At 70.5% G+C, this 19,792-nt stretch carries 19 protein-coding genes; 7 read left to right on the forward strand and 12 right to left on the reverse strand.

Annotation, left to right across the window (positions count from 1 at the left end):
* Positions 1–210 precede the first annotated feature (210 nt).
* From OG734_RS20455 to OG734_RS20465, 3 genes are all read left to right on the forward strand, one after another.
* Positions 211–987, forward strand: a complete 777-nt coding sequence (locus OG734_RS20455) for an ABC transporter ATP-binding protein (protein WP_330288971.1) — start codon at positions 211–213, stop codon at positions 985–987.
* Positions 984–2,597, forward strand: a complete 1,614-nt coding sequence (locus tag OG734_RS20460) for a transporter (RefSeq protein WP_330288972.1) — start codon at positions 984–986, stop codon at positions 2,595–2,597. The genes OG734_RS20455 and OG734_RS20460 overlap by 4 nt, the downstream gene beginning before the upstream one ends.
* Before the next feature lie 83 nt (positions 2,598–2,680).
* Positions 2,681–3,496 (forward strand): hypothetical protein, encoded by an 816-nt coding sequence (locus OG734_RS20465; RefSeq protein ID WP_330288973.1) that lies wholly within the window; start codon positions 2,681–2,683, stop codon positions 3,494–3,496.
* 159 nt (positions 3,497–3,655) lie between these two features.
* Here OG734_RS20465 and OG734_RS20470 read toward each other — a convergent pair whose 3' ends face one another.
* On the reverse strand, positions 3,656–4,537 hold the full coding sequence (locus tag OG734_RS20470; RefSeq protein ID WP_330288974.1) for an alpha/beta fold hydrolase: 882 nt from the start codon (positions 4,535–4,537) through the stop codon (positions 3,656–3,658).
* A 554-nt stretch (positions 4,538–5,091) separates the two neighbouring features.
* A complete protein-coding gene (locus tag OG734_RS20475) occupies positions 5,092–5,784 on the reverse strand; it encodes a metal-dependent transcriptional regulator (protein WP_330288975.1) in 693 nt (230 codons plus the stop codon).
* Positions 5,785–6,055: 271 nt separating this feature from the next.
* Here OG734_RS20475 and OG734_RS20480 point away from each other — a divergent pair, with 271 nt between their 5' ends.
* Positions 6,056–6,811: an SIS domain-containing protein gene (locus OG734_RS20480; protein WP_330288976.1), complete on the forward strand. Its 756-nt coding sequence runs from the start codon at positions 6,056–6,058 to the stop codon at positions 6,809–6,811.
* Here OG734_RS20480 and OG734_RS20485 read toward each other — a convergent pair.
* Together OG734_RS20485 and OG734_RS20490 are read right to left on the reverse strand one after the other, a co-directional pair.
* Complete coding sequence (locus OG734_RS20485; RefSeq protein WP_330288977.1) at positions 6,799–8,232, reverse strand: PAS domain-containing protein; 1,434 nt, start codon at positions 8,230–8,232, stop codon at positions 6,799–6,801. The two genes, OG734_RS20480 and OG734_RS20485, sit on opposite strands and share 13 nt — an antisense overlap.
* Positions 8,233–8,441: 209 nt before the next feature.
* Entirely contained in the window at positions 8,442–8,906 is a 465-nt protein-coding gene (locus OG734_RS20490; RefSeq protein WP_330288978.1) for a GNAT family N-acetyltransferase, read from the reverse strand.
* Between the two features lie 57 nt (positions 8,907–8,963).
* On the opposite strand from OG734_RS20490, the gene OG734_RS20495 reads away from it, so the two are divergent.
* Positions 8,964–9,404 carry a GNAT family N-acetyltransferase gene (locus tag OG734_RS20495; RefSeq protein ID WP_330288979.1) on the forward strand — a complete coding sequence of 147 codons (441 nt, stop codon included), beginning with the start codon at positions 8,964–8,966 and terminating at the stop codon, positions 9,402–9,404.
* 23 nt (positions 9,405–9,427) lie between these two features.
* Positions 9,428–9,994 (forward strand): YrhB domain-containing protein, encoded by a 567-nt coding sequence (locus OG734_RS20500; protein WP_330293726.1) that lies wholly within the window; start codon positions 9,428–9,430, stop codon positions 9,992–9,994.
* On the opposite strand, the gene OG734_RS20505 is transcribed toward OG734_RS20500, so the two are convergent.
* The 3 genes from OG734_RS20505 to OG734_RS20515 form a co-directional block, all read right to left on the reverse strand.
* Positions 9,984–10,391 carry a RidA family protein gene (locus OG734_RS20505; RefSeq protein WP_330288980.1) on the reverse strand — a complete coding sequence of 136 codons (408 nt, stop codon included), beginning with the start codon at positions 10,389–10,391 and terminating at the stop codon, positions 9,984–9,986. The genes OG734_RS20500 and OG734_RS20505 overlap by 11 nt on opposite strands.
* A 432-nt stretch (positions 10,392–10,823) precedes the next feature.
* A complete protein-coding gene (locus OG734_RS20510; protein WP_330288981.1) occupies positions 10,824–11,459 on the reverse strand; it encodes a lipoprotein in 636 nt (211 codons plus the stop codon).
* Between the two features lie 122 nt (positions 11,460–11,581).
* Positions 11,582–12,682, reverse strand: coding sequence for a citrate synthase 2 (locus OG734_RS20515; RefSeq protein ID WP_330288982.1), 1,101 nt, complete (start codon positions 12,680–12,682; stop codon positions 11,582–11,584).
* 261 nt (positions 12,683–12,943) lie between these two features.
* Between OG734_RS20515 and pdxH the strand changes: the two genes are divergently transcribed.
* On the forward strand, positions 12,944–13,633 hold the full coding sequence (pdxH, locus tag OG734_RS20520) for a pyridoxamine 5'-phosphate oxidase (RefSeq protein WP_330288983.1): 690 nt from the start codon (positions 12,944–12,946) through the stop codon (positions 13,631–13,633).
* Positions 13,634–13,690: 57 nt separating this feature from the next.
* Here pdxH and OG734_RS20525 read toward each other — a convergent pair whose 3' ends face one another.
* From OG734_RS20525 to OG734_RS20545, 5 genes are all read right to left on the reverse strand, one after another.
* On the reverse strand, positions 13,691–14,299 hold the full coding sequence (locus OG734_RS20525; protein WP_330288984.1) for a TetR/AcrR family transcriptional regulator: 609 nt from the start codon (positions 14,297–14,299) through the stop codon (positions 13,691–13,693).
* The gene (locus tag OG734_RS20530) at positions 14,287–15,024 is read right to left on the reverse strand and encodes an enoyl-CoA hydratase family protein (RefSeq protein ID WP_330288985.1); all 738 of its coding nucleotides are present in this window, start codon (positions 15,022–15,024) and stop codon (positions 14,287–14,289) included. The genes OG734_RS20525 and OG734_RS20530 overlap by 13 nt, the downstream gene beginning before the upstream one ends.
* Entirely contained in the window at positions 15,021–16,589 is a 1,569-nt protein-coding gene (locus OG734_RS20535) for a 4-coumarate--CoA ligase family protein (RefSeq protein WP_330288986.1), read from the reverse strand. Before OG734_RS20535 ends, OG734_RS20530 begins: the two co-directional genes overlap by 4 nt.
* Before the next feature lie 65 nt (positions 16,590–16,654).
* Positions 16,655–17,821, reverse strand: a complete 1,167-nt coding sequence (locus tag OG734_RS20540; protein ID WP_330288987.1) for an acyl-CoA dehydrogenase family protein — start codon at positions 17,819–17,821, stop codon at positions 16,655–16,657.
* Positions 17,822–17,902: 81 nt separating this feature from the next.
* Positions 17,903–19,774, reverse strand: a complete 1,872-nt coding sequence (locus tag OG734_RS20545) for an acetyl/propionyl/methylcrotonyl-CoA carboxylase subunit alpha (protein ID WP_330288988.1) — start codon at positions 19,772–19,774, stop codon at positions 17,903–17,905.
* Positions 19,775–19,792 lie beyond the last annotated feature (18 nt).

Below are 19,792 nucleotides of genomic sequence, written 5' to 3' on the forward strand. Positions count from 1 at the left end.
TGGAATGGTTGTTCGGCGGCTGCGGACCGGCTGTGGCTGGTCGCGCCCCGCGGCGGAGCCGCAGATCAGATACAGGCCCGCGCCCCTAAAAGCCTGCCGTGACCGCCCGTGGAAGTCCGCGCGCCCCTAAAAGGGCCGGCCGTTGCCCCCTGCAGAAGTGCGCGTCCCCGAAGAGCCAAAAGACAGAAGGTCTCGCCTAGGGTCTCTCGCATGGTTGAAGGTGTCGCCGTGCGCGTACAGGGCCTCTGGAAGCGGTTTGGGCAGCAGGTTGCTGTTGCCGGGATCGATCTGGAGTTGCCCGCGGGGAAGTTCGTCGGACTCGTCGGACCGAACGGGGCCGGGAAGACCACCACGCTGTCGATGGTGACCGGGCTGCTGCGGCCCGATCAGGGCACCGTGGAGGTCGTGGGGCACGACGTGTGGCGCGACCCGGTCGAGGTCAAGGCGCGCATCGGGGTGCTGCCCGAAGGGCTTCGGCTCTTCGAGCGGCTGTCCGGGCGTGAACTCCTCGCCTACTCGGGGCGGTTGCGTGGCCTGCCCGGCTTCGAGGTCGACAAGCGGGCCGCCCAGCTTCTCGAAGTCCTCGATCTGGCCGGCGCCCAGCACAAGCTCGTCGTCGACTACTCGACCGGCATGCGCAAGAAGATCGGCCTCGCCGCCGCTCTCCTCCACAATCCCGAAGTCCTGTTCCTCGACGAGCCGTTCGAGGGCGTGGACCCGGTGTCGGCGCAGATCATCCGGGGTGTGCTGGAGCGGTACACGGCCTCCGGTGCCACCGTCGTCTTCTCCTCCCACGTCATGGAGCTGGTCGAGTCGCTCTGCGACTGGGTCGCCGTGATGGCGGCCGGGCGTATCCGGGCGCACGGCCCGCTGGCCGAGGTGCGGGGCGACGCGCCCTCCCTGCAGCAGGCGTTCCTCGAACTCGTCGGCGCCGGCGGGCGCGACCACGGGTCCCACCTCGACTGGCTGGGCGGCGGCGCCCGATGAGTGCAGAAGGGGTGGGCACAGCGACCTCGATCACACCAGTCGTCGTACGGCTGAAGCTGTCGCTGCTGCGCAACGGGCTGCGGCAGTCGGCGGGGCGGCGGGCCGTGTACGTCGTCTCGCTGGTCGTCGTGCTGCTGCTCGCCGCGACCCAGCTTCTCGGGCTGATCGCCCTGCGCGGCAACGAGCACGCCGCGTCCGTCACCGTCATACTCCTCGCGGTCATGGCGCTGGGCTGGGCCGTCATGCCGCTGTTCTTTCCCAGCGGCGACGAGACCCTCGACCCGACCCGGCTGGTGATGCTCCCGCTGCGCCCCCGGCCGCTGGTCCGGGCGCTGCTCGCGGCCTCCCTCGTCGGCATAGGGCCGCTGTTCACGCTGTCCCTGCTCGTCGGGTCGGTGATCTCCCTGGCGCACGGCGGAGCGGCGTTCGTCGTGTCGCTCGTCGCCGTCCCCCTCGCCCTGCTCGTCTGCGTGGCGCTCGCGCGGGCCGTCGCCGCCGCCAACATCCGGTTGCTCAGCAGCCGTAAGGGGCGCGATCTCGCCGTACTCAGCGGGCTGGTCATCGCGGTCGGGGCGCAGCTCGTCAACTTCGGTGTGCAGCAGATCGGTTCGGCCGGGCTCGGTCAACTCGACCCGGTCGCCGATGTGTTGGCGTGGGTGCCGCCCGCTTCCGCCGTCGGGGCGGTGGACGCGGTGAGTGAGGGGTCGTACGGGGTTGCGGCCGCCCAACTCTCGCTCAGCGCGGGCGCGTTGGTGTTGCTGCTTGGGGCCTGGTCGCGGACCCTCACCCGGCTGATGACCTCTCCCGACGGGTCCACTCTCCAGGTCGACGAGCCTTCCGGCACTCGGGAGCGGACGGCCGGCGGACTCGCGCGGCTGCTGCCGGGCGGGCGCACCGGGACCGTCATGGAACGGAGTCTGCGGTATGCGTGGCGCGACCCCAAGACCAAGGCCGCGTGGGTGACTTCACTCGCGATCGGGCTGATCGTGCCGGTGTTCAACGCGATGCAGGGCACCGGCTCGATCTACTTCGCCTGCTTCGCGGCCGGGATGCTCGGCATCCAGATGTACAACCAGTTCGGCCAGGACACCTCCGCCTTCTGGATGGTCGCGATGACGATCTCGTCCACCCGCGACGCGTACGTCGAACTGCGCGGCCGAGCACTGGCGTTGCTGGTGGTCAGCCTGCCGTACGCCACCCTCGTGGTCGTTCTCACCACCGCGCTGCTCGACGACTGGGCCACGCTGCCGGAGGCTCTTGGGCTGTCCCTGGCACTGCTGGGGGCGATGCTGGCGGCCGGGGCCTGGTCGTCGGCCAGGTTCCCGTACTCGATCCCGCAGGAGGGCTACAAGAACGTCGCCCCCGGACAGTCCGGGCTCGCCACGATCGCCATTTTCGGCGGCATGGTCGGGGCCGCCCTGCTGTGCTCCCCGGTCATCGCCGCCACCATCTGGCTGAACGTCGACTCGGGCGGCGACCGGTGGACCTGGCTGCTGCTGCCGGCCGGCGCCGGATACGGCGCCCTGCTCACCCTGCTCGGACTGCGGCTCGCCGCCCCGCGCACGGCACGCAGGCTGCCGGAGATCCTGGCGGCGGTCAGCAAGGGCTGAACTTGCCTACGGCATGGGGTGTTTGGCCTGCCAATCGCGGGGAGTGAGAGGGGACGGCATCTTTTCAGGGGGGGAGCCTGCGCATGGCCAGATGGTTCGGCAGATCCAAGTCCAGGAGCTACGACAAGGCCGGGTCCGCTGCGGAGTCCGATCACCTCGAACCCCTCGGTGTCTCCGACGACCTGCGGCTGGCGTACGGCCGTACCGGCGACCCGAAGCTGCTGCGCGGCTCGCTGCAGGCCGCCGAACTGGCCGTGGAGGTCTACCCGGTCGACGACGTCCGCCACGCCGCCGCGCTCTCCTCGCTGTGCACGCTGCACCGGCTGAGCTGGGAACGCGACCACTCCGCCGCCGATCTGGTCAAGGCCATCGACTACGGCCGCCAGGCCGTCGACAAGTCCCCGCCCGGCGACACGGAACTCCCCCGGCACATGTCCTCCCTGGCCACCGCCCTCCAGGAGGCCTACGACAGGACGGAGGACGAGGAGGCCATAGACGAGGCCATCACCCTCTACCGCGGCTGTCTGGCCCTCATGCCGGCAGGCAGCGGTGCCAGGCAGGGCGAACAGCGCGTCGGCCAGGAGTCGAATCTCGCCAACTCCCTGCTCCGCAAAGGGCGTGTCAGCGGCGACAGCGACGTCCTGAACGAGGCCGCCGAACACGCCCACGCCGCACTGCGCGACACCCCGGACGACCATCCGATGCACGCGGTGCGCCTCGTCGACCTCGGCGGTGTGCTCCTCGGGCTCGTCCAGAACGGCCATCCGGAACACCTCGACGGCGCGCAGGACATGTACGCGCGCGGACTGCGGGAGCTCCCGGCCGGCCACCCCGCACGCGCCGGCGCGCAGCAGACACTCGCCATGATCACAGGCCTGCGCGAGCAGTCCGGGAACTGACCGTTCCACGAGGCCCGCCGCTGGTGCCTCCTCGCGGTGACGGGAGGAAACGGAAGCGGTAATGAAGTCGGCCGCGCCCCGCGCCCCTCAGGGACGCGAAGAACCGCGCGACAAGCCCCCACCGGCCCACAGCCGAAGAACCGCCGACCCAGCGGAGCGCTACCGCGTAAGTACGCCGTCCAGGAACGGTTCGATCGCTGCGCGCCAGGCCTCCGGCTGGTCGTAGTGCACGAGGTGGCCGGCGTCGGCCACCTCCGCGTACTCGCCCCTCGGCAGGACGCGGACCATCTCCTGCGCCTCCGCCCGGCCCAGCTCGCCGTCCAGGCCGCGCACGACGAGGGCCGGACACTGGACCTGCGTCAGCTCCTCCCAGTGCGCGTCGTACACCCAGGTCTCCCGGGACTTGAGCATCTGCTCCGGTTCGAAGACGGGGCGCCAGCCGTCGGGGGACTCCTGCATCACCTCGGCGTAGAACTCGCCGCGCGAGGGACTGGGGCGCTCCACCCAGGGGTCGTCCTCGCCGAACCACTTGCGTACGTCGGCGAGGGTGGCGAAGGGGGCGGGCCAGGCCTTGAACCAGTCCTCCCACTCGCGCTGGGAGGCCGCGCCCAGCGCCGAGGCCCGCATGTCGCAGATGATCAGGCCGCGCACCAGGTCGGGGCGTTTCGCGGCGAGCTGCCAGGCCGTCAGGGCGCCCATGGCGTGGCCGATGAGGACCACCGGGCCGAGGTCCAGCTGTTCGACCGCCGCCTCGGCGTCCTCGACGTACGCCTCGCGGGTGTAGATGTTGCCGGACGGACGGTCGCTCTGGCCGTGGCCCCGCTGGTCGAGTGCGACGGCCCGGTGCCGCTCGCCCAGCCAGCGGGCGGCGGACGCCCAGTGCGAGGCACGGCCCATGAGCCCGTGCAGTAACAGCACGCCGGGTGCCCGGTCGGGTGCTCCGACCCGGGCCTCTCCCTCACCGGTTTTGGGAGGGTCGGCGAACTCCCAGGCGGCAAGTCGTACGCCGCCTGCTCCGGTCACATCGATACGCCGCGCCACAGGTCCTGGCACCCCCCTAGCTATCGAAGATTCCTCTGTCGGTCACTGGTTCGTACAGCGTGCGCCCCTCGCTCGCTGTCACCCACAGATTATCGAATGGCTATTCGAAAATACGGTCTCCGGCCGCAACACCCCTCGTTCGAGTGACCCCGCCCAAGGAATGATCCGCGTGGCCGGGGGGAGATCTTCTGCGGGAGGCGGACCGCTCGGGGAAAACGGTCCGAAGGGGATGACCCTGGGAGCTCGGGGCTCCGGGTCAGCACAGGGGAGGACAGGCCCCGGCGCCACTTGGCGCCGGGGCCCTCTTCACATCTGCGGCACATCCTCACGCTCCCCCTCCCCGCCGGGCACCACCACTGCCGCACCCGGTCAAGAGCCCCTCAAGTCATATGCCTCTCGCGACAGCGTGGCATGCGCAGCGGCGCAGCGCTGCGATTCCGCACACTGAATCTTGGATTGGCGCCCTGGCACGGCACGGACCCCAGGACACGGCAAGTTCCTCCTCGGTCACAGGAGTTGACGGTGCGCCGATCGGTACCGCGACGGGGGCCGGGTCAGCGCTTCGCCACGAACACGTGCGAGGCCACGCCCGCCTCCAGCTCGGCCGCCTCGCCGCCACTGCCGACCAGCACCCCGCCGGCCGCCTCCGTCACGCTCACCACCGAACCGGGCTGCACACCCGCGCGACGCAGCGTGTACATCAGCTGCGCGTCCGTCTGGATGGGCTCGCCGATCCGCCGTACGACGACCGTCTTACCGTCGACACCGGGATCGAGGTCGGCCAGCGAGACCATGCCCTCGTCCAGGAACGGGTCCGCGCCGTCCTTCTCGCCCAGCTCCTCCAGGCCCGGGATCGGGTTGCCGTACGGCGACTCGGTGGGGTGACGCAGGAGTTCGAGGACCCGGCGCTCGACAGCCTCGCTCATCACATGCTCCCAGCGACACGCCTCCGCGTGGACCTGCTCCCACTCCAGGCCGATCACATCGACGAGCAGACACTCCGCGAGGCGGTGCTTGCGCATGACGCGGATGGCGAGGCGGCGGCCCTCGTCGGTGAGCTCCAGGTGCCGGTCACTGGCGACCGCGACCAGACCGTCACGCTCCATCCGGGCTACGGTCTGGCTGACTGTCGGGCCGCTCTGGTCCAGCCGCTCGGCGATCCGGGCGCGCATGGGGACCACACCTTCCTCCTCCAGCTCGAGGATGGTGCGGAGATACATCTCCGTCGTATCGATCAGTCCGGACATTCGTGCCCCTTGATGAGATGTGCCGGAGGCTCGACGGCTCCGGCGCGTGCGCTGGCCCTGGCTTCAATTCTGACGCATACCACTGACAACCGTGCCGCCGCGTCGCAACCACACGGTTACGGATCCCCACGGCCGGGTACACAGCACGTTTCACCCGAGGGTACGGCGAGGGACGCGGTAACGGCTGCGGCGCTGTTGACAGGGCACTGGTCCAGACCTCACCGTGATCGGCGACACGGACCGATACGCCGACCTCCCGAAGGGCTTACCGATGAGCGACAGCGAGTTGGCCGGGCAGTTCCTCGACGCCGCGATCGGGCTGTTGCAGCGGGTGCGCGACGAGGAGGCGGACGCCGTGACGGCCGCCGGCACACTCATCGCCGACACCGTGGCGGCCGAGGGTCGCCTGTTCGCCTTCGGCGCCGGGCACTCCTCGCTCGCCGCGCAGGACATCGTCTACCGCGCGGGCGGCCTCGCCCTGATGAACCTGCTTGCCGTGCCCGGTGTCGTCGGCGTCGACGTCATGCCGGCCACCCTGGGCTCCGCCCTGGAGCGCGTCGACGGTCTGGCCACGGCCGTCCTGGACACGTCACCGCTGCGCGCGGGGGACGTCCTCGTGATCATCTCCCTCTCCGGCCGCAACGCCCTCCCGGTGGAAATGGCGGTGCACGCGCGTGCCCTCGGCGTGAAGGTCATCGGCGTGACCTCGGTGGCGTACGCGACCGAGACGACACCCCGGAACGCCTCGGGCACGTTCCTCAAGGACCACTGCGACGTCGTACTGGACTCGAAGATCGCCCCCGGCGACGCCGTACTCACCCTCGACACCGTCCCGGCGCCCTTCGCCCCCGCCTCCACCGTCGTCACCTCGGCCCTGCTCCAGTCGGTCATGGCGACGGCGGCGGGCATCCTGGCGGAACGGGGCATCGAGCCTCCGCTGCTGCGCTCCGGCAACGTGGACGGCGGCCACGACTGGAACGCGCGCATCCTCAAGCAGTACGGGGACCGGATCTTCTACGAGCGCTGAGCAGGACCGAGGCCGGCCAGGTCCAGGGCGGTCGCGATCCGGGCGGCCACGTCCTCCGCGTACATCGCGTCCGTGCGCTCGAACTGGCTCCGTCCGGCGCCCCGCAGAAACGTCACGACGCCCAGAGTGCGCCCCCGGCTGCGCAGCACCGCGCACAGCGCGTGGACCGACTCCGGCGGCCACTGCCGCTGCACGGCCCACGCGCGGGCCTGCTCGGCGGCATACGACCCGGCGCTCGCCCGCACGGACCCGACCCGCTCCACGCACTGCACGGCCGGATGCCCTTCGCCGTAGCGCACCGGCAGTCCGGCCTGGCCGGCGAGGACGCTGGGCCCCGGCGCGCCGGAGGGCGTGGCGGCGGCGCGGACCAGCCGTACCGGCCCGTCCCCGCCGTCCGCCGAGCCGTCGGCCGCCGCGCCGCCGATGACGGCGATCCGGTCGATGAGCGCGTGGTCGGCGAAGCCGGCGAGGGCGAAGTCCAGGTGCGTGGTCGCGGCCTCGGCGGGGTCCTCGCACTCGGCGGCGGCCCGCGCGGCGCGGTGCAGCTGGTTGCTGCGGAACCGCAGCTGAGCCGCCTCCTGCTCGATCTGCTTGCTCTCGGTGATGTCCTGGAACAGCCACCCCACACCGAGCGGAACCGGTTCCTCGGTGAGCGGCGAAGCCAGCCGCAGGAACCCGCTCCGCCAGCAGCGCCGCTTCTCACCCTCGGGCGTCCGCACGCTCACCCACATCTCGGCGGGCGCGGGCGGCGCACCCTCGGCGAGTACGTGCGTCAGCGCGCTCTCCAACTCCTCGACGCCCTGCGCTAGCAGCTCACCGAGGGGCCGACCGAGTACGGCGGTACGCCCGATGCCGAGCGAGCGGGCAGCGTGCGCGTTGACGACGGCGGGCCGCAGATCGGCGTCGACGAGCACGACACCCCAGCTGGCGTCCTCGAACAGCGCCTCGCTCAGCGCGATCGACCGCTCAAGATCTATCTGCGCGTGCACCTCACTGAAGGCGCAGTACAACCCGGCCGGCTTGCCGTCGGGCCCGCGCACGGCGGCGGACTGCGTCCGTACGAGCACGCGCCCGCCGTCCTTGGTCAGCAGCGCGAACTCGTGCACCTGACGCCCCGGGGCGTGCATCGCGGACAGCAGCCGCCCCTCGATCTCCTCGGCGTCGGCGCTGCGCACGGCCCATCCGGCGAACCCGTGCCGCCCGACGGCCTCGGCGGCGGTCCATCCGAGAATCCGCTCGGCCTCCCGGTTCCAGTGGGTGACCACACCGTCCGCGTCGAAGGCGCACAGGGCGGCGTCCATGCCGTCGAGAAGGGCTGCGAGCAGGTCGAATCCACCACCGTCCGAACCTTCCGGGCCGTCCCTCTCGGGCTCGTCCGGCCCCAGCTCGTCGGTGGTCCCACTACGCCGGGAAGCACTCACCTGGACCCCCTGCAGGCTGCGTCCGCACGTACTGCGCGACGGTTCGCTCACTCACCATCATTCAACTCGAACGTGACGCAGCACACATCGCGTTCCCCCAAGTTTGAAGGAAATCGTTGTACGGCGGAAATTCGCCGTGTCCGGGAACAAGCCCCTCCTGCCCCGCCCACCACCGGACCAAACCGACCGTGCGGAATGTCCGAGGCACTTCATGATCTCGCGCCCGCCAGCCGCAGATCGACCCAGAGGTCGCTCTCCCCGTCCAGCACATACCGCTCGACCTCCACGAACCCATGCTTGAGCGCGAAAGAGAGCCCGTCCTCGTTGGCTGCCAACACGACGGTCTCGATCCGGTCGGCCCCGAGTTCCCGCGCAAGAGCAAGCCCTCGCCCATAAATCTCTGCCCCTAGCCCCCGCCGCCGAAAACCGGGCAGCACGCGCGCGATGACGGTGGCCACGGCCACGTCCCCGTCACCTGCGGGTGGCCGAACGGTGGAACACCCCACCAGGGCGTCGCCCAGATACGCGACCTCCAGCCGAAACCGCCCACTACGCGCGCGTACGTCGTCGAGGGACATGGCGGCGGGCGGAACGATCACGTTGTGGACGTGCCGCCAGTCCTCGAGCGCGACCTCATCGACATCACCCACGGGCACGATACGAAGATCAGACACGGCGCCAGGAAATCGCACGCTTCAGGGCAGCGTCAATGGAGTTGTAGCGTACCGATCATGGCGGACTGGGACATACGACCGGCGACGGCAGCGGACATCGAGACGGTGGTCGAGCTGCGCGCGGTGGTGATGCGGGCCGATCTGGAACGACTCGGACGGTACGACGAGCACCGCGTCCGACAGCGCTTCCGGGACCGGTTCGAGGCGTCACACACCTGGGTGATCGAGGTCGGCGGCGAGTTCGCGGGCTGCGTGGCGCTGCGCCCGGCCGAGGACGCCCACTGGCTGGAGCACCTCTACCTGGACCCGCGCCTCCAGGGCCGCGGCATCGGCTCGGGCGTACTGCGTGAGCTGCTGGAACGGTGCGACGGCGAGGGTGTCCTCGTCCGGCTGAACGTGCTCCAGGGCAGCCCGGCACGGCGGCTGTACGAGCGGCACGGGTTCAGGATGGAGAGCGAGGATCCGGTGGACGTGTTCATGGTGCGCGAGTTGCCGTGACGAGCGGTGAGGAGCGCCTCCGCGTGATCGGGCGCGAGGCCGCGGTCCACATCGTCGAGGAGGAGTTGGACCGCGAGTACCGGAAGTCGTCGGCGCTGGGCGTGGCCCCGGTGCGCGTGGTCGTGGCGCGTGTCGAGGCGCACGAGTTGGTGTGGCTCGTCCACTGCCAGTCCGAGGAGTTCGTGCGCACCGGGGGGCACGGCTCGATGCTGATCGGCGCCGGCCCGTACCTCGTCGACCGCGTCGACGGAGGGCTGCACTCGATCGGGGTCCTCTCCGCGAAGGGCGGGGAGTGGGAGGCCGACTACCGCGTCCGCATCCGCGGCCAGGTCATCCGTACCGCCGTGGACGACCTGCACGACGAGATACGCGAACTCGCCGCCACGCGCGGGCGGATCCACTCCGTACGCGTCCTGCGGCAGAGGCTGCCGGCGCTGTCTCCGGCGCGGGCGCTCCAGTACGTGACCGGACTGCTGGACGGAGATGCGCCCGCCCACCTCGTGGCCGTCGCCGTCGAGCGACTCGTCGAACCGATCGATCCTGTACTCACCGTGACGACCATCCGCCCGGGAGGGCCCGTCAATCGATGACCGCGGTGGCTTCGATCTCGACCAGATGGTCTGGGATGTCGAGTGTCACCACGCCGACAAGAGTGACCGGAGGCACCGGAGTGATCCCCAGTTTCTTGGCCGCCCGGGAGACGCCCTCCAGGAGCACGGGCATCTTGTCGGGGCTCCAGTCGACGACGTAGAAGTTCAGTTTCACCACGTCGTCGAAGGAGGCACCGGCCTCTGTCAGGGCGGTGCCCACGTTGAGGTAGCACTGCTCGACCTGCGCGGCGAGGTCACCCTCGCCGACCGTGACGCCGTCGGCGTCCCAGGCGACCTGCCCGGCGACGAAGACCAGCTTCGACCCGGTCGCGATCGACACCTGCCTGTACACGTCGATCTTGGGCAGTCCTTCGGGGTTCAGCAGGGTGATGGGCATGAGCGGTCCCGTCTCGTTCTTGGTTTCCAGTGGTTACTCAGGAACCGTAGGAGAGTGGCCGCTGACATGGAAGAACGCACTTTTTGGTGACTGGGGAACCAGATGGTGACCACGCAGTTCAACGTCTCGGAAAATCGCTTGAACGACGGTGACCCTCGTATCTACAGTGTGGGCAACGCTGAAAGGAGGTGATCGGGTAAATGAGTGAAACCCGGACGCGTGAGGTGGCTGCGGGCTAGCGGCTCGCCACCACGTTCAATGCGGTGCCGGACCAGCGTGGGCGACTGACACGCAGCCGGCCGAATCCAACGCAGTCACCCGACCCGCGAGCTCGCCGGCAAGTCCGGCCGGCCCCTCTTCCAGGGGGACCGAGTTCGCGGGTCGCCTGCGTTCAGGCCTCAGCGTTCTTGAGCCCTCAGCATTCTTGAGCCCTCAGGCTTCTTGAGCCTTCAGGGTTCGTTTGGCCAGTTCAAAAGCCGGGAGCATCGCCTCGTGTTCCTCGGTGTCCAGTCCTCCGAGGTGGACGACGACCGGGCCGCGCGGGGTCGTGACCGCGAGGGCGCGCTCCGTCTTCGGGGCGTCGTCGAACTCGCTCTTGTACGCGTACTTCACCTCGGCGCCGGTGAGGGCGCCCGCCTTGAACGTGCTGTACTGCGCCTTGCTCGCGTTCACCTCGGCGGCCATGAAGGCCTCCAGCACTGTGCGCGCGTCGTCGGCGCCCGGGGCGCCGGTCCAGACTCGCAGGAAGCCGATGTGCCCGGCGGGTTTGGCGTCCACCTCGCACACGAGGGCGACCGGGCCCTGACGCGGAGGCTCGTCGACGGCTTCCGCCGTCCAGTCCTCGGCTGTGTCGAAGGTGACGAGGAGCTCGCAGGCCGAGCCGGCGGCTCCGATGCTGCCGCCGCTCCTGGCGCTGGTCCCGGCCGCCGTCGCCGAGGCGCTCGCGGTCGATTCCACCTTCGCGTCGTCGTCCGCCGCTTCCGAACAGCCGGTCAGCGCTGCCAGCGACGCCACCAGCAGCGTCACCTGGACCAACCCGCGCCGTCTGTTCCCCGCCCCGACCACCATGTGAACGTGTCTCCCCTCGCTCGGGCGGGACACGTTATCGGAGCGGGCGGCGGCCCCTCGTACCGGCCGTCGTACCCGGTCAGGGCAGCCCGGCGGGGCGCCGTCCTGACCGGGTGGCGGACTCAGTGAGCGATGCCTTCGTAGCCCTCGATCTCCCGCGGGTTCCGGGTGCCCGGGCCGATGTAGCGGGCCGACGGGCGTACGAGCCTGCCGGTGCGCTTCTGTTCCAGGATGTGGGCGGACCAGCCGGCCGTGCGGGCGCACGTGAACATGGACGTGAACATGTGGGCCGGGACCTCGGCGAAGTCCAGGACGATCGCCGCCCAGAACTCGACGTTCGTCGCCAGGACCCGGTCGGGGCGGCGGGCGTGCAGCTCCGCCAGCGCAGCCTTCTCCAGGGCCTCGGCGATCTCGAAGCGCGGGGCGCCCAGCTCGCGGGCCGTGCGGCGGAGCACGCGCGCGCGTGGGTCCTCGGCGCGGTAGACACGGTGGCCGAAGCCCATCAGGCGTTCGCCCTTGTCCAGGGCCTGCTTCACGTACGCGTCCGCGTCGCCGGTGCGTTCGATCTCCTCGATCATGCCGAGGACTCGGGAAGGCGCGCCTCCGTGCAGCGGGCCGCTCATCGCCCCTACCGCGCCCGACAGCGCCGCCGCCACGTCCGCGCCCGTCGAGGCGATCACCCGTGCCGTGAACGTGGACGCGTTCATGCCGTGCTCGGCCGCACTCGTCCAGTAGGCGTCCACCGCGGCCACGTGCTTCGGGTCCGGTTCGCCGCGCCAGCGGATCATGAAGCGTTCGACGACGGACTGCGCCTTGTCGATCTCGCGCTGCGGGACCATGGCGTTGCCCTGGCCGCGCGCCGACTGGGCGACGTAGGAGAGGGCCATGACGGCGGCGCGGGCCAGGTCGTCGCGGGCCGTCTGCTCGTCGATGTCGAGGAGGGGGCGCAGGCCCCAGACGGGGGCGAGCATCGCCAGTGCCGACTGGACGTCCACCCGGATGTCGCCGGAGTGGACCGGGATCGGGAACGGCTCGGCGGGCGGCAGGCCGGGGTTGAAGGCGCCGTCGACGAGCAGCCCCCAGACGTTGCCGAAGGAGACATGGCCGACCAGGTCCTCGATGTCGACGCCCCGGTACCGGAGTGCGCCGCCCTCCTTGTCCGGTTCGGCGATCTCCGTCTCGAACGCGACTACTCCCTCAAGTCCGGGTACGAAGTCGGACATCAGGCGGCTCCTCGTGATGTGTGCGACAGATTGGCGACAGCTGTACGGCCGTGTGGCCCGGGTGCGCGATTTCTGTGCCCGGTTCGGTTCCACGGCCATTTACGCACTGCTCGCGGTCCGAAACGGTCACCTGGGTGATGCCCCGTTCGATCGGTCGTTCAACCGGACGGCAACAGCACGATATCCCTGAGTGCCACCTTTGGGGAGTCCTGCGGCACTCAGTGCCACACAGTGATGTCGCCGATACGGCAAGATGACCGTGTGACCGACCGCCGCGACGCCGTCCCCCCCGATGCTCTCGATCCAGTCGATCCCGCCGTCATGCGCAAGCAGTACCGCGCCGACGGCATCGCCGAGGGCGAGCTGGCCGACGGTCCCATGGAACAGTTCGCGCGCTGGTTCCGGCAGGCCGCCGCTGACGCCGGGCTCATCGAACCCAACGCCATGGTCGTCTCCACGGCCGATGCCGACGGGCGGCCCTCTTCTCGTACGGTGCTGCTGAAGCAGTACGACGAGCAGGGCTTCGTCTTCTTCACCAACTACGGCTCCCGCAAGGGGCGCGACCTGGCCGCCAATCCGTACGTCTCGCTCCTGTTCCCCTGGCTCCCGCTGGGCCGCCAGGTCGCCGTCACGGGGATCGCGCGCCGCACGGGGCGCGACGAGACGGCCGCCTATTTCCGTACCCGGCCGCACGGTTCCCAGCTCGGCGCCTGGGCCAGCGAGCAGTCCTCGGTGATCCTTTCCCGGGACGAACTCGACGCCTCGTACGCCGAGTTGGCGGCCCGCTATCCGGAGGGCGAGCAGGTGCCGGTGCCGCCGAACTGGGGCGGGTACCGGGTGGCCCCGGAGACGGTGGAGTTCTGGCAGGGGCGCGAGAACCGGCTGCACGACCGGCTGCGGTACGTGGCGGAGGCGGACGGGAGCTGGCGGGTGGAGCGGCTCAGTCCCTGACCATCAGGGACGACAGCGGCAGCAGGGGCAGCAGCGGCAACAGGGGCGCAGTTGCCGTCAGTTCAGGGACTCGTCCAGCAGGGTCGCCCACTGCGCGACCACCCGGTCCCTGCGTCCGGCGTCGTCCGTGAGCAGGTTCGCCAGGCCCAGGCCGCGGGACATGTCCAGCAGGCCCTGGACCGTCTCCCGAACGCCGGGGCGGGACTCGTCCGCGCCCAGCAGGTCCACGGCGATGCGGTGCGTCTCACGACCCACTCGGGCCTCCAACTCCGTTACGCGCGGGCGTAGTTGCTCCTCGTTCGAGGCGGCCACCCAGAGGTGGAGGGCGGCGCGGAAGAGGGGGCCGGTGTAAAGGTCGACGAGGGCGGTGACCACCGCGCGGCGGTCGGCGGCGCCCTCGGGGAAGAGGGCGCGCAGGGCGGTGGAGCGTTCCTCGGCGACGTACTCGACGGCGGCCGTGAACAGGTCCTCGCGGGTACGGAAGTGGTGCTGGGCGGCGCCCCGGGAGACGCCGGCGCGTTCGGCGACGACGGAGACCGTGGAGCCGGCCCAGCCGTGTTCGGCGAGGCAGGCCACGGCGGCTTCCAGCAGGCGTTGGCGGGTTGCGCGGCTGCGGTCCTGCTTTGGGGCGCGCTGGGCCCGGGGCCCAGCCTTCAAAGCGTCCATTCCGGGTCCCGTCGTTCGAGGAAGGCCGTCATACCTTCGCGGGCCTCGGCGGAGGCGAACAGTCGTGCGGACAGGGCGGTCAGCTCGGTGGTGTCCCGGTCGAAGATCTCCAGCACCTTGGCCGTGAGCAGCCGCTTCGTCTCCGCCAGGGCGCCCGGCGCCGCCCTGCGCAGCGCGTCGAGGACCGGCTCCAGGGCCGCGTCGACGTCCTCGGCCGCCTCGGTGAGGAGGCCGGTACGGGCGGCCTCCACGCCGTCGAAGCGGGCACCGGTGAGGTAGTGGCGGGCGGCGGCGCGCGGGTCGAGGCGGGGCAGCAGCGGCATGGAGATGACGGCGGGCGCCACTCCGATGCGTACCTCCGTGAACGCGAACGACGTCTGCGTGCCGCCGATCGCGATGTCGCACGCGCCCAGGAGCCCGAGGCCGCCCGCCCGTACGTGACCGGTGACCCGTGCGACCACCGGTTTCGGCAGCTCCAGCAGCAGCCGGAGCAGGCCGACGAAGGCCGCCGGGTCGGGCGGCTGCTTCAGGTCCGCGCCCGCGCAGAACGTGTTCCCGGTGTGGGTGAGGACGACCGCGCGTACGGCCGGGTCCTTGCCGCAGTCCGCGAGCGCGTCTCCCAGGTCCCGCACGAGGTGCGCGGACAGGGCGTTGCGGGTCGCGGGCGCGTCCAGAGTGAGGGTGACGATGCCACGCGCGCGCGTGGCGGCCACTGCCGGTGTCAAGATTTCTCCCTCAGCCGGCGGCGCAGGATCTTGCCCGAGACCGCCCTCGGTACGCCGTCGATGAAGGTGACGTGCCGGACGCGCTTGTACGGGGCGACGCGCTCGGCGACGTACATCATGACCTCTCCTTCGGAGAGGTCGTTCGAGGACGGCTGGCGGACCACGTACGCGTGCGGGACCTCGTTGTTGTCCTCGTTGTAGACGCCTATGACGGCGGCGTCGGCGATCCCGGGGTGGGTCAGGAGGAGGGCTTCGAGTTCGGCGGGGGCCACCTGGAAGCCCTTGTACTTGATGAGTTCCTTGACGCGGTCGACGACGAACAGCCAGCCGTCGGCGTCGACATGGCCGACGTCCCCGGTGTGCAGCCAGCCGTCCCCGTCGATCATCGCGGCCGTCGCCTCGGGGTTGCCGAGGTAGCCCTTCATCACCTGGGGGCCGCGGATGACGATCTCGCCGGCCTCGCCGACGGCGGCGTCCTGGTCGGGGTCGTCGAGGGACAGGATGCGCATCTCGGTGCTCGGGAGGAGCCTGCCGACCGTCCCGGGCGGGGCGGTGCTCATGTCGTCCACGGGGACGACGTGCGTGCCCGGCGACAGTTCCGTCATGCCGTACGCCTGACCGACCGGCGGCAGGCCGAGCCGTGCGGAGCAGGCGGCGGCGAGGGCCGCGTCCAGGGGGGCGGCGGAGCTGAGGACGTACTCCAGGGACGACAGGTCGTAACTCTCGACGGCCGGGTGCTTTGCGAGGGCCAGGACGATCGGCGGGGCCACGAACAGGCCGGTGATGCGGTGCTTCTCGATGGCGGCGAGGAACGTGTCGAGGTCGAAGCGCGGCAGGACGATCACTGTGGCGCCGTGTCCCAGGGACAGGTTCATCAGGGCGGTCAGGCCGTAGATGTGGAAGAACGGCAGTACCGCAAGGATGCGGTCGGTGGGGCCGATGCGCAGGGTGGGCGCGAGCTGGGCGAGGTTGGTGGCGATGGAGCGGTGCGTGAGCATGACGCCCTTGGGGATGCCGGTCGTTCCCGAGGAGTACGGGAGGGCTGCGATGTCCTCGGCCGGGTCGATGTCGATCTGCGGTTCGGGCGCGGTCGAGGCGATCATGTCGATGAGCGAGCGGTGCCCCGGCGCACTGTCGCAGACGAAGATCTCCCTTACGCCGCCAGCCAGTTCGGCCGCGGCCCGGGCCGTCTCCAGGAGCGGTGAGACGGTGACGATCCAGCTCGTGGCCGAGTCGCGCAGTTGCTTGGCGAACTCCTCGGCGGTGGCGAGGGGATGCACGGTCGTGACGGAGGCACCCGCGCGCGTGGCGGCGTAGAAGGCGGTCGGGAAGGCGATCGTGTTCGGGCTGTGCAGGGCGAGGACATCGCCCTTGCGCACGCCCGCCTCGGCGAGTCCGGCGGCTATCCGCCGGTGGAAACTGTCCAGTTGGTTGTACGTGAGGGTGGTGCCGTCCACGCCGTCGACGAGGGCGGGCGCGTCGCCGAACTCGGCTGCCCTGCCCAACACCGCGTCATGAATGGGCAGTTCGACGGGTTCGACGTCTGCGTACTCGCTGCGGAACATGGTTCCTCCTCGCGCAAGGGCAGCCACAATTGGTGCGCTGCTCGGTACGGCTCTCAGTACGGCTCTCAGTACGACTTGGGCAGGCCCAGGGTCTGATGGGAGACGTAGTTGAGAATCATCTCCCGGCTCACTGGAGCAATACGAGCCACCCGGGCGACGGTTATCAAGGAGGCGAGGCCGAATTCCCGCGTGAGACCGTTGCCGCCGAGGGTGTGCACGGCCTGGTCGACGGCCTTCACACAGGCCTCCCCGGCCGCGTACTTGGCCATGTTGGCCGCCTCGCCGGCGCCGACGTCGTCACCGGCGTCGTAGAGGGCGGCGGCCTTCTGCATCATCAGGCGGGCGAGTTCGAGATCGATGTGCGCCTGGGCGAGCGGATGCGCGACGGCCTGGTGGGCGCCGATGGGCTCCTTCCAGACGGTGCGCTCAGTGGCGTACCGGACCGCCGCGCCGAGCGCGTACCGCCCGATGCCGATGGCGAACGCGGCCGTCATGATGCGTTCCGGGTTGAGCCCGGCGAAGAGCTGGAGCAGTCCTGCGTCCTCGTCGCCGACGAGCGCTTCGGCGGGCAGCCGTACGTCGTCGAGGGTCAGCTCGAACTGCTTCTCCGGGGACTCGATGTCCATGTCGATCCGGCGCCGCGAGAAGCCTTCGGCGTCGCACGGGACGATGAACAGGCAGGGCTTGAGACGACCGGTACGGGAGTCTTCGGTACGGCCGACTATCAGGACGGCGTCCGCGATGTCGACGCCCGAGATGAAGACCTTGCGGCCGGTCAGGAGCCAGTCGCCGGTGTCCGGGTCGCGGCGGGCGGTGGTGGTGATGCGGTGGCTGTTGGAGCCGGCGTCGGGTTCGGTGATGCCGAAGGCCATGGTGCGGGTGCCGTCGGCGATTCCGGGGAGCCAGTCCTGCTTTTGGGTGTCCGTGCCGAAGCGGGCGATCACAGTGCCGCAGATCGCCGGGGAGACGATCAGCATGAGGAGGGGGCAGCCTGCGGCGCCGAGCTCTTCGAGGACGATGGAGAGTTCGGCGATGCCGCCGCCTCCGCCGCCGTATGCCTCCGGCAGGTTGGCGCCGAGGTAGCCGAGTTTGGCGGCGTCTGACCAGAGTTCGTCCGTGTGGCGGCCGTCGGCTACGACTTTCGTCATGTATTCGCGGCCGTAGCGGTTGCCGAGGGCGGCTACCGCGGTGCGCAGGGCTTTGTGTTCCTCGGATTCGATCATTGCGGTCATGAGGGGTCCTAAGGGGGAGGGGGGTTCGGTTGTGGGGCGAGTGCGGGTGCGTCGTGGCTTGTCGCGCAGTTCCCCGCGCCCCTAAAAGACCACCGCCAGCAAGGTGCCGACCTCCACCTGTTGCCCGGCGACTACGTGGAGAGCTGTGAGCGTGCCTGTCGTAGGGGCCGCGATCTTGTGTTCCATCTTCATCGCCTCCAGCCACAGCAAGGGCTCTCCGGCCTGTACGGAGGCTCCTGCGGCCAGGCCCTCCGCCACCCGCACCACCGTGCCGGGCATGGGCGCCAGCAAGGAACCCGGGGCGTGTTGTGCCGTCGGGTCCGGGAAGCGGGGCAGGGCGGTGAGGGTCGTGTTGTTGACGTGGATCTGGTCGGCGTACCTCGTCACCTCGAACTTCCGTCGTACGCCGGCCACTTCGAGTACGACGAGCCGCGCGTCGACGTGGACGACCCGTACCCCCTCCTCTGTCTCCCCCTCCGCCGTCAGGCCCTCGCGGGTGTGGCGGTAGGTCGCCTCGTGTTCCTCGCCGTCCGCCGTCGCGTACCGCTTGACCTGGGGCTGGGCGGGGAGGTTGCGCCAGCCGCCGAAGCGGGAGCGGCCGTGGGCGTCGGCGAGGGCGGCGGCCAGGGGGGCGTGGGGGTCGGGGGTGGGGGCGGTGAGTTCGGGGAGGTGGCGGTCGTAGAAGCCCGTGTTCATACGGGCCGTCGTGAACTCCGGGTGGCGCAGGGAGCGGACGAGGAGGTCGCGGTTGGTGATCGGGCCGTGGATCGTCGCGCGTTCCAGGGCGCCCGCCAGTTTGCGGATCGCCTCCGCGCGCGTGGGGGCGTGTACGACGGCCTTGGCGAGCATCGGGTCGTAGTGGACGGGGATCGGGTCGCCGTCGGTGTAGCCGGTGTCCAGGCGGATGTTCTCCGCTTCGGGGACGGCGAGGCGGTGCAGGGTGCCGGTCTGTGGCGTCCAGTCCGCCGCCGGGTTCTCGGCGTACAGGCGGGCCTCTATCGCGTGGCCACGCGCGCGTGGGGGGCCGTTTTCGAGAGCCTCAAGAGCACAGCCCTCCGCGACACGTATCTGGAGGGCCACCAGGTCGATGCCGAAGACGGCCTCCGTGACGGGGTGCTCGACCTGGAGGCGGGTGTTCATCTCCAGGAAGTGGGCCTTGCCGTCCTCCCCCACGAGGAACTCGACCGTGCCGGCGCCCGTGTAGTCGACGGCACGGGCCGCCCGTACGGCCAGTTCGTGGAGTTCCGCGGTGAGCGTCTCCGGGATTCCGGGAGCCGGGGACTCCTCGATCACCTTCTGGTGGCGGCGCTGGAGGGAGCAGTCGCGGGTGCCGAGGGCCCACACCGTGCCGTGGGTGTCGGCCATGACCTGGACCTCGATGTGCCGGCCGCCCTCGACGTACGGCTCGACGAAGACCTCACCGTCACCGAAGGCGCTGTGGGCCTCGGCACGGGCCGCCTCCAACTCACCGTCCAGCTCGGCAAGTTGACGTACGACGCGCATTCCGCGCCCGCCGCCGCCCGCCGCCGCCTTGACCAGCACCGGCAGGTCGGCCTCGGTGACGCCGGTCAGCGGCTTGAGCCCCATCAGCTGTTTCGCGCGCGTCTTGGACGCCATCGCCTCGATCGCGGCCGGGGACGGGCCGATCCACACGAGCCCCGCGTCGAGTACGGCACGCGCGAAGCCGGCGTTCTCCGACAGGAAGCCGTACCCGGGGTGCACGGCGTCCGCGCCCGCCGCCAGCGCCGCCCGCACGATCAGGTCGCCGCGCAGATAGGTGTCCGCGGAGGCGGCCCCTGGCAGCCGTACCGCCGCGTCGGCCACGCGCGCGTGGAGGGCGTTCTCGTCGGCGTCCGAGTGCACGGCGACCGTCCGGATGCCCAGCTCACGGCAGGTGCGGAAGATCCGGCAGGCGATCTCCCCGCGGTTGGCGACGAGTACGGAGGTGATCACAGTTGATTCCCCAGGCAC

The sequence above is a fragment of the Streptomyces sp. NBC_00576 genome, assembly GCF_036345175.1.
GTDB lineage: Bacteria > Actinomycetota > Actinomycetes > Streptomycetales > Streptomycetaceae > Streptomyces.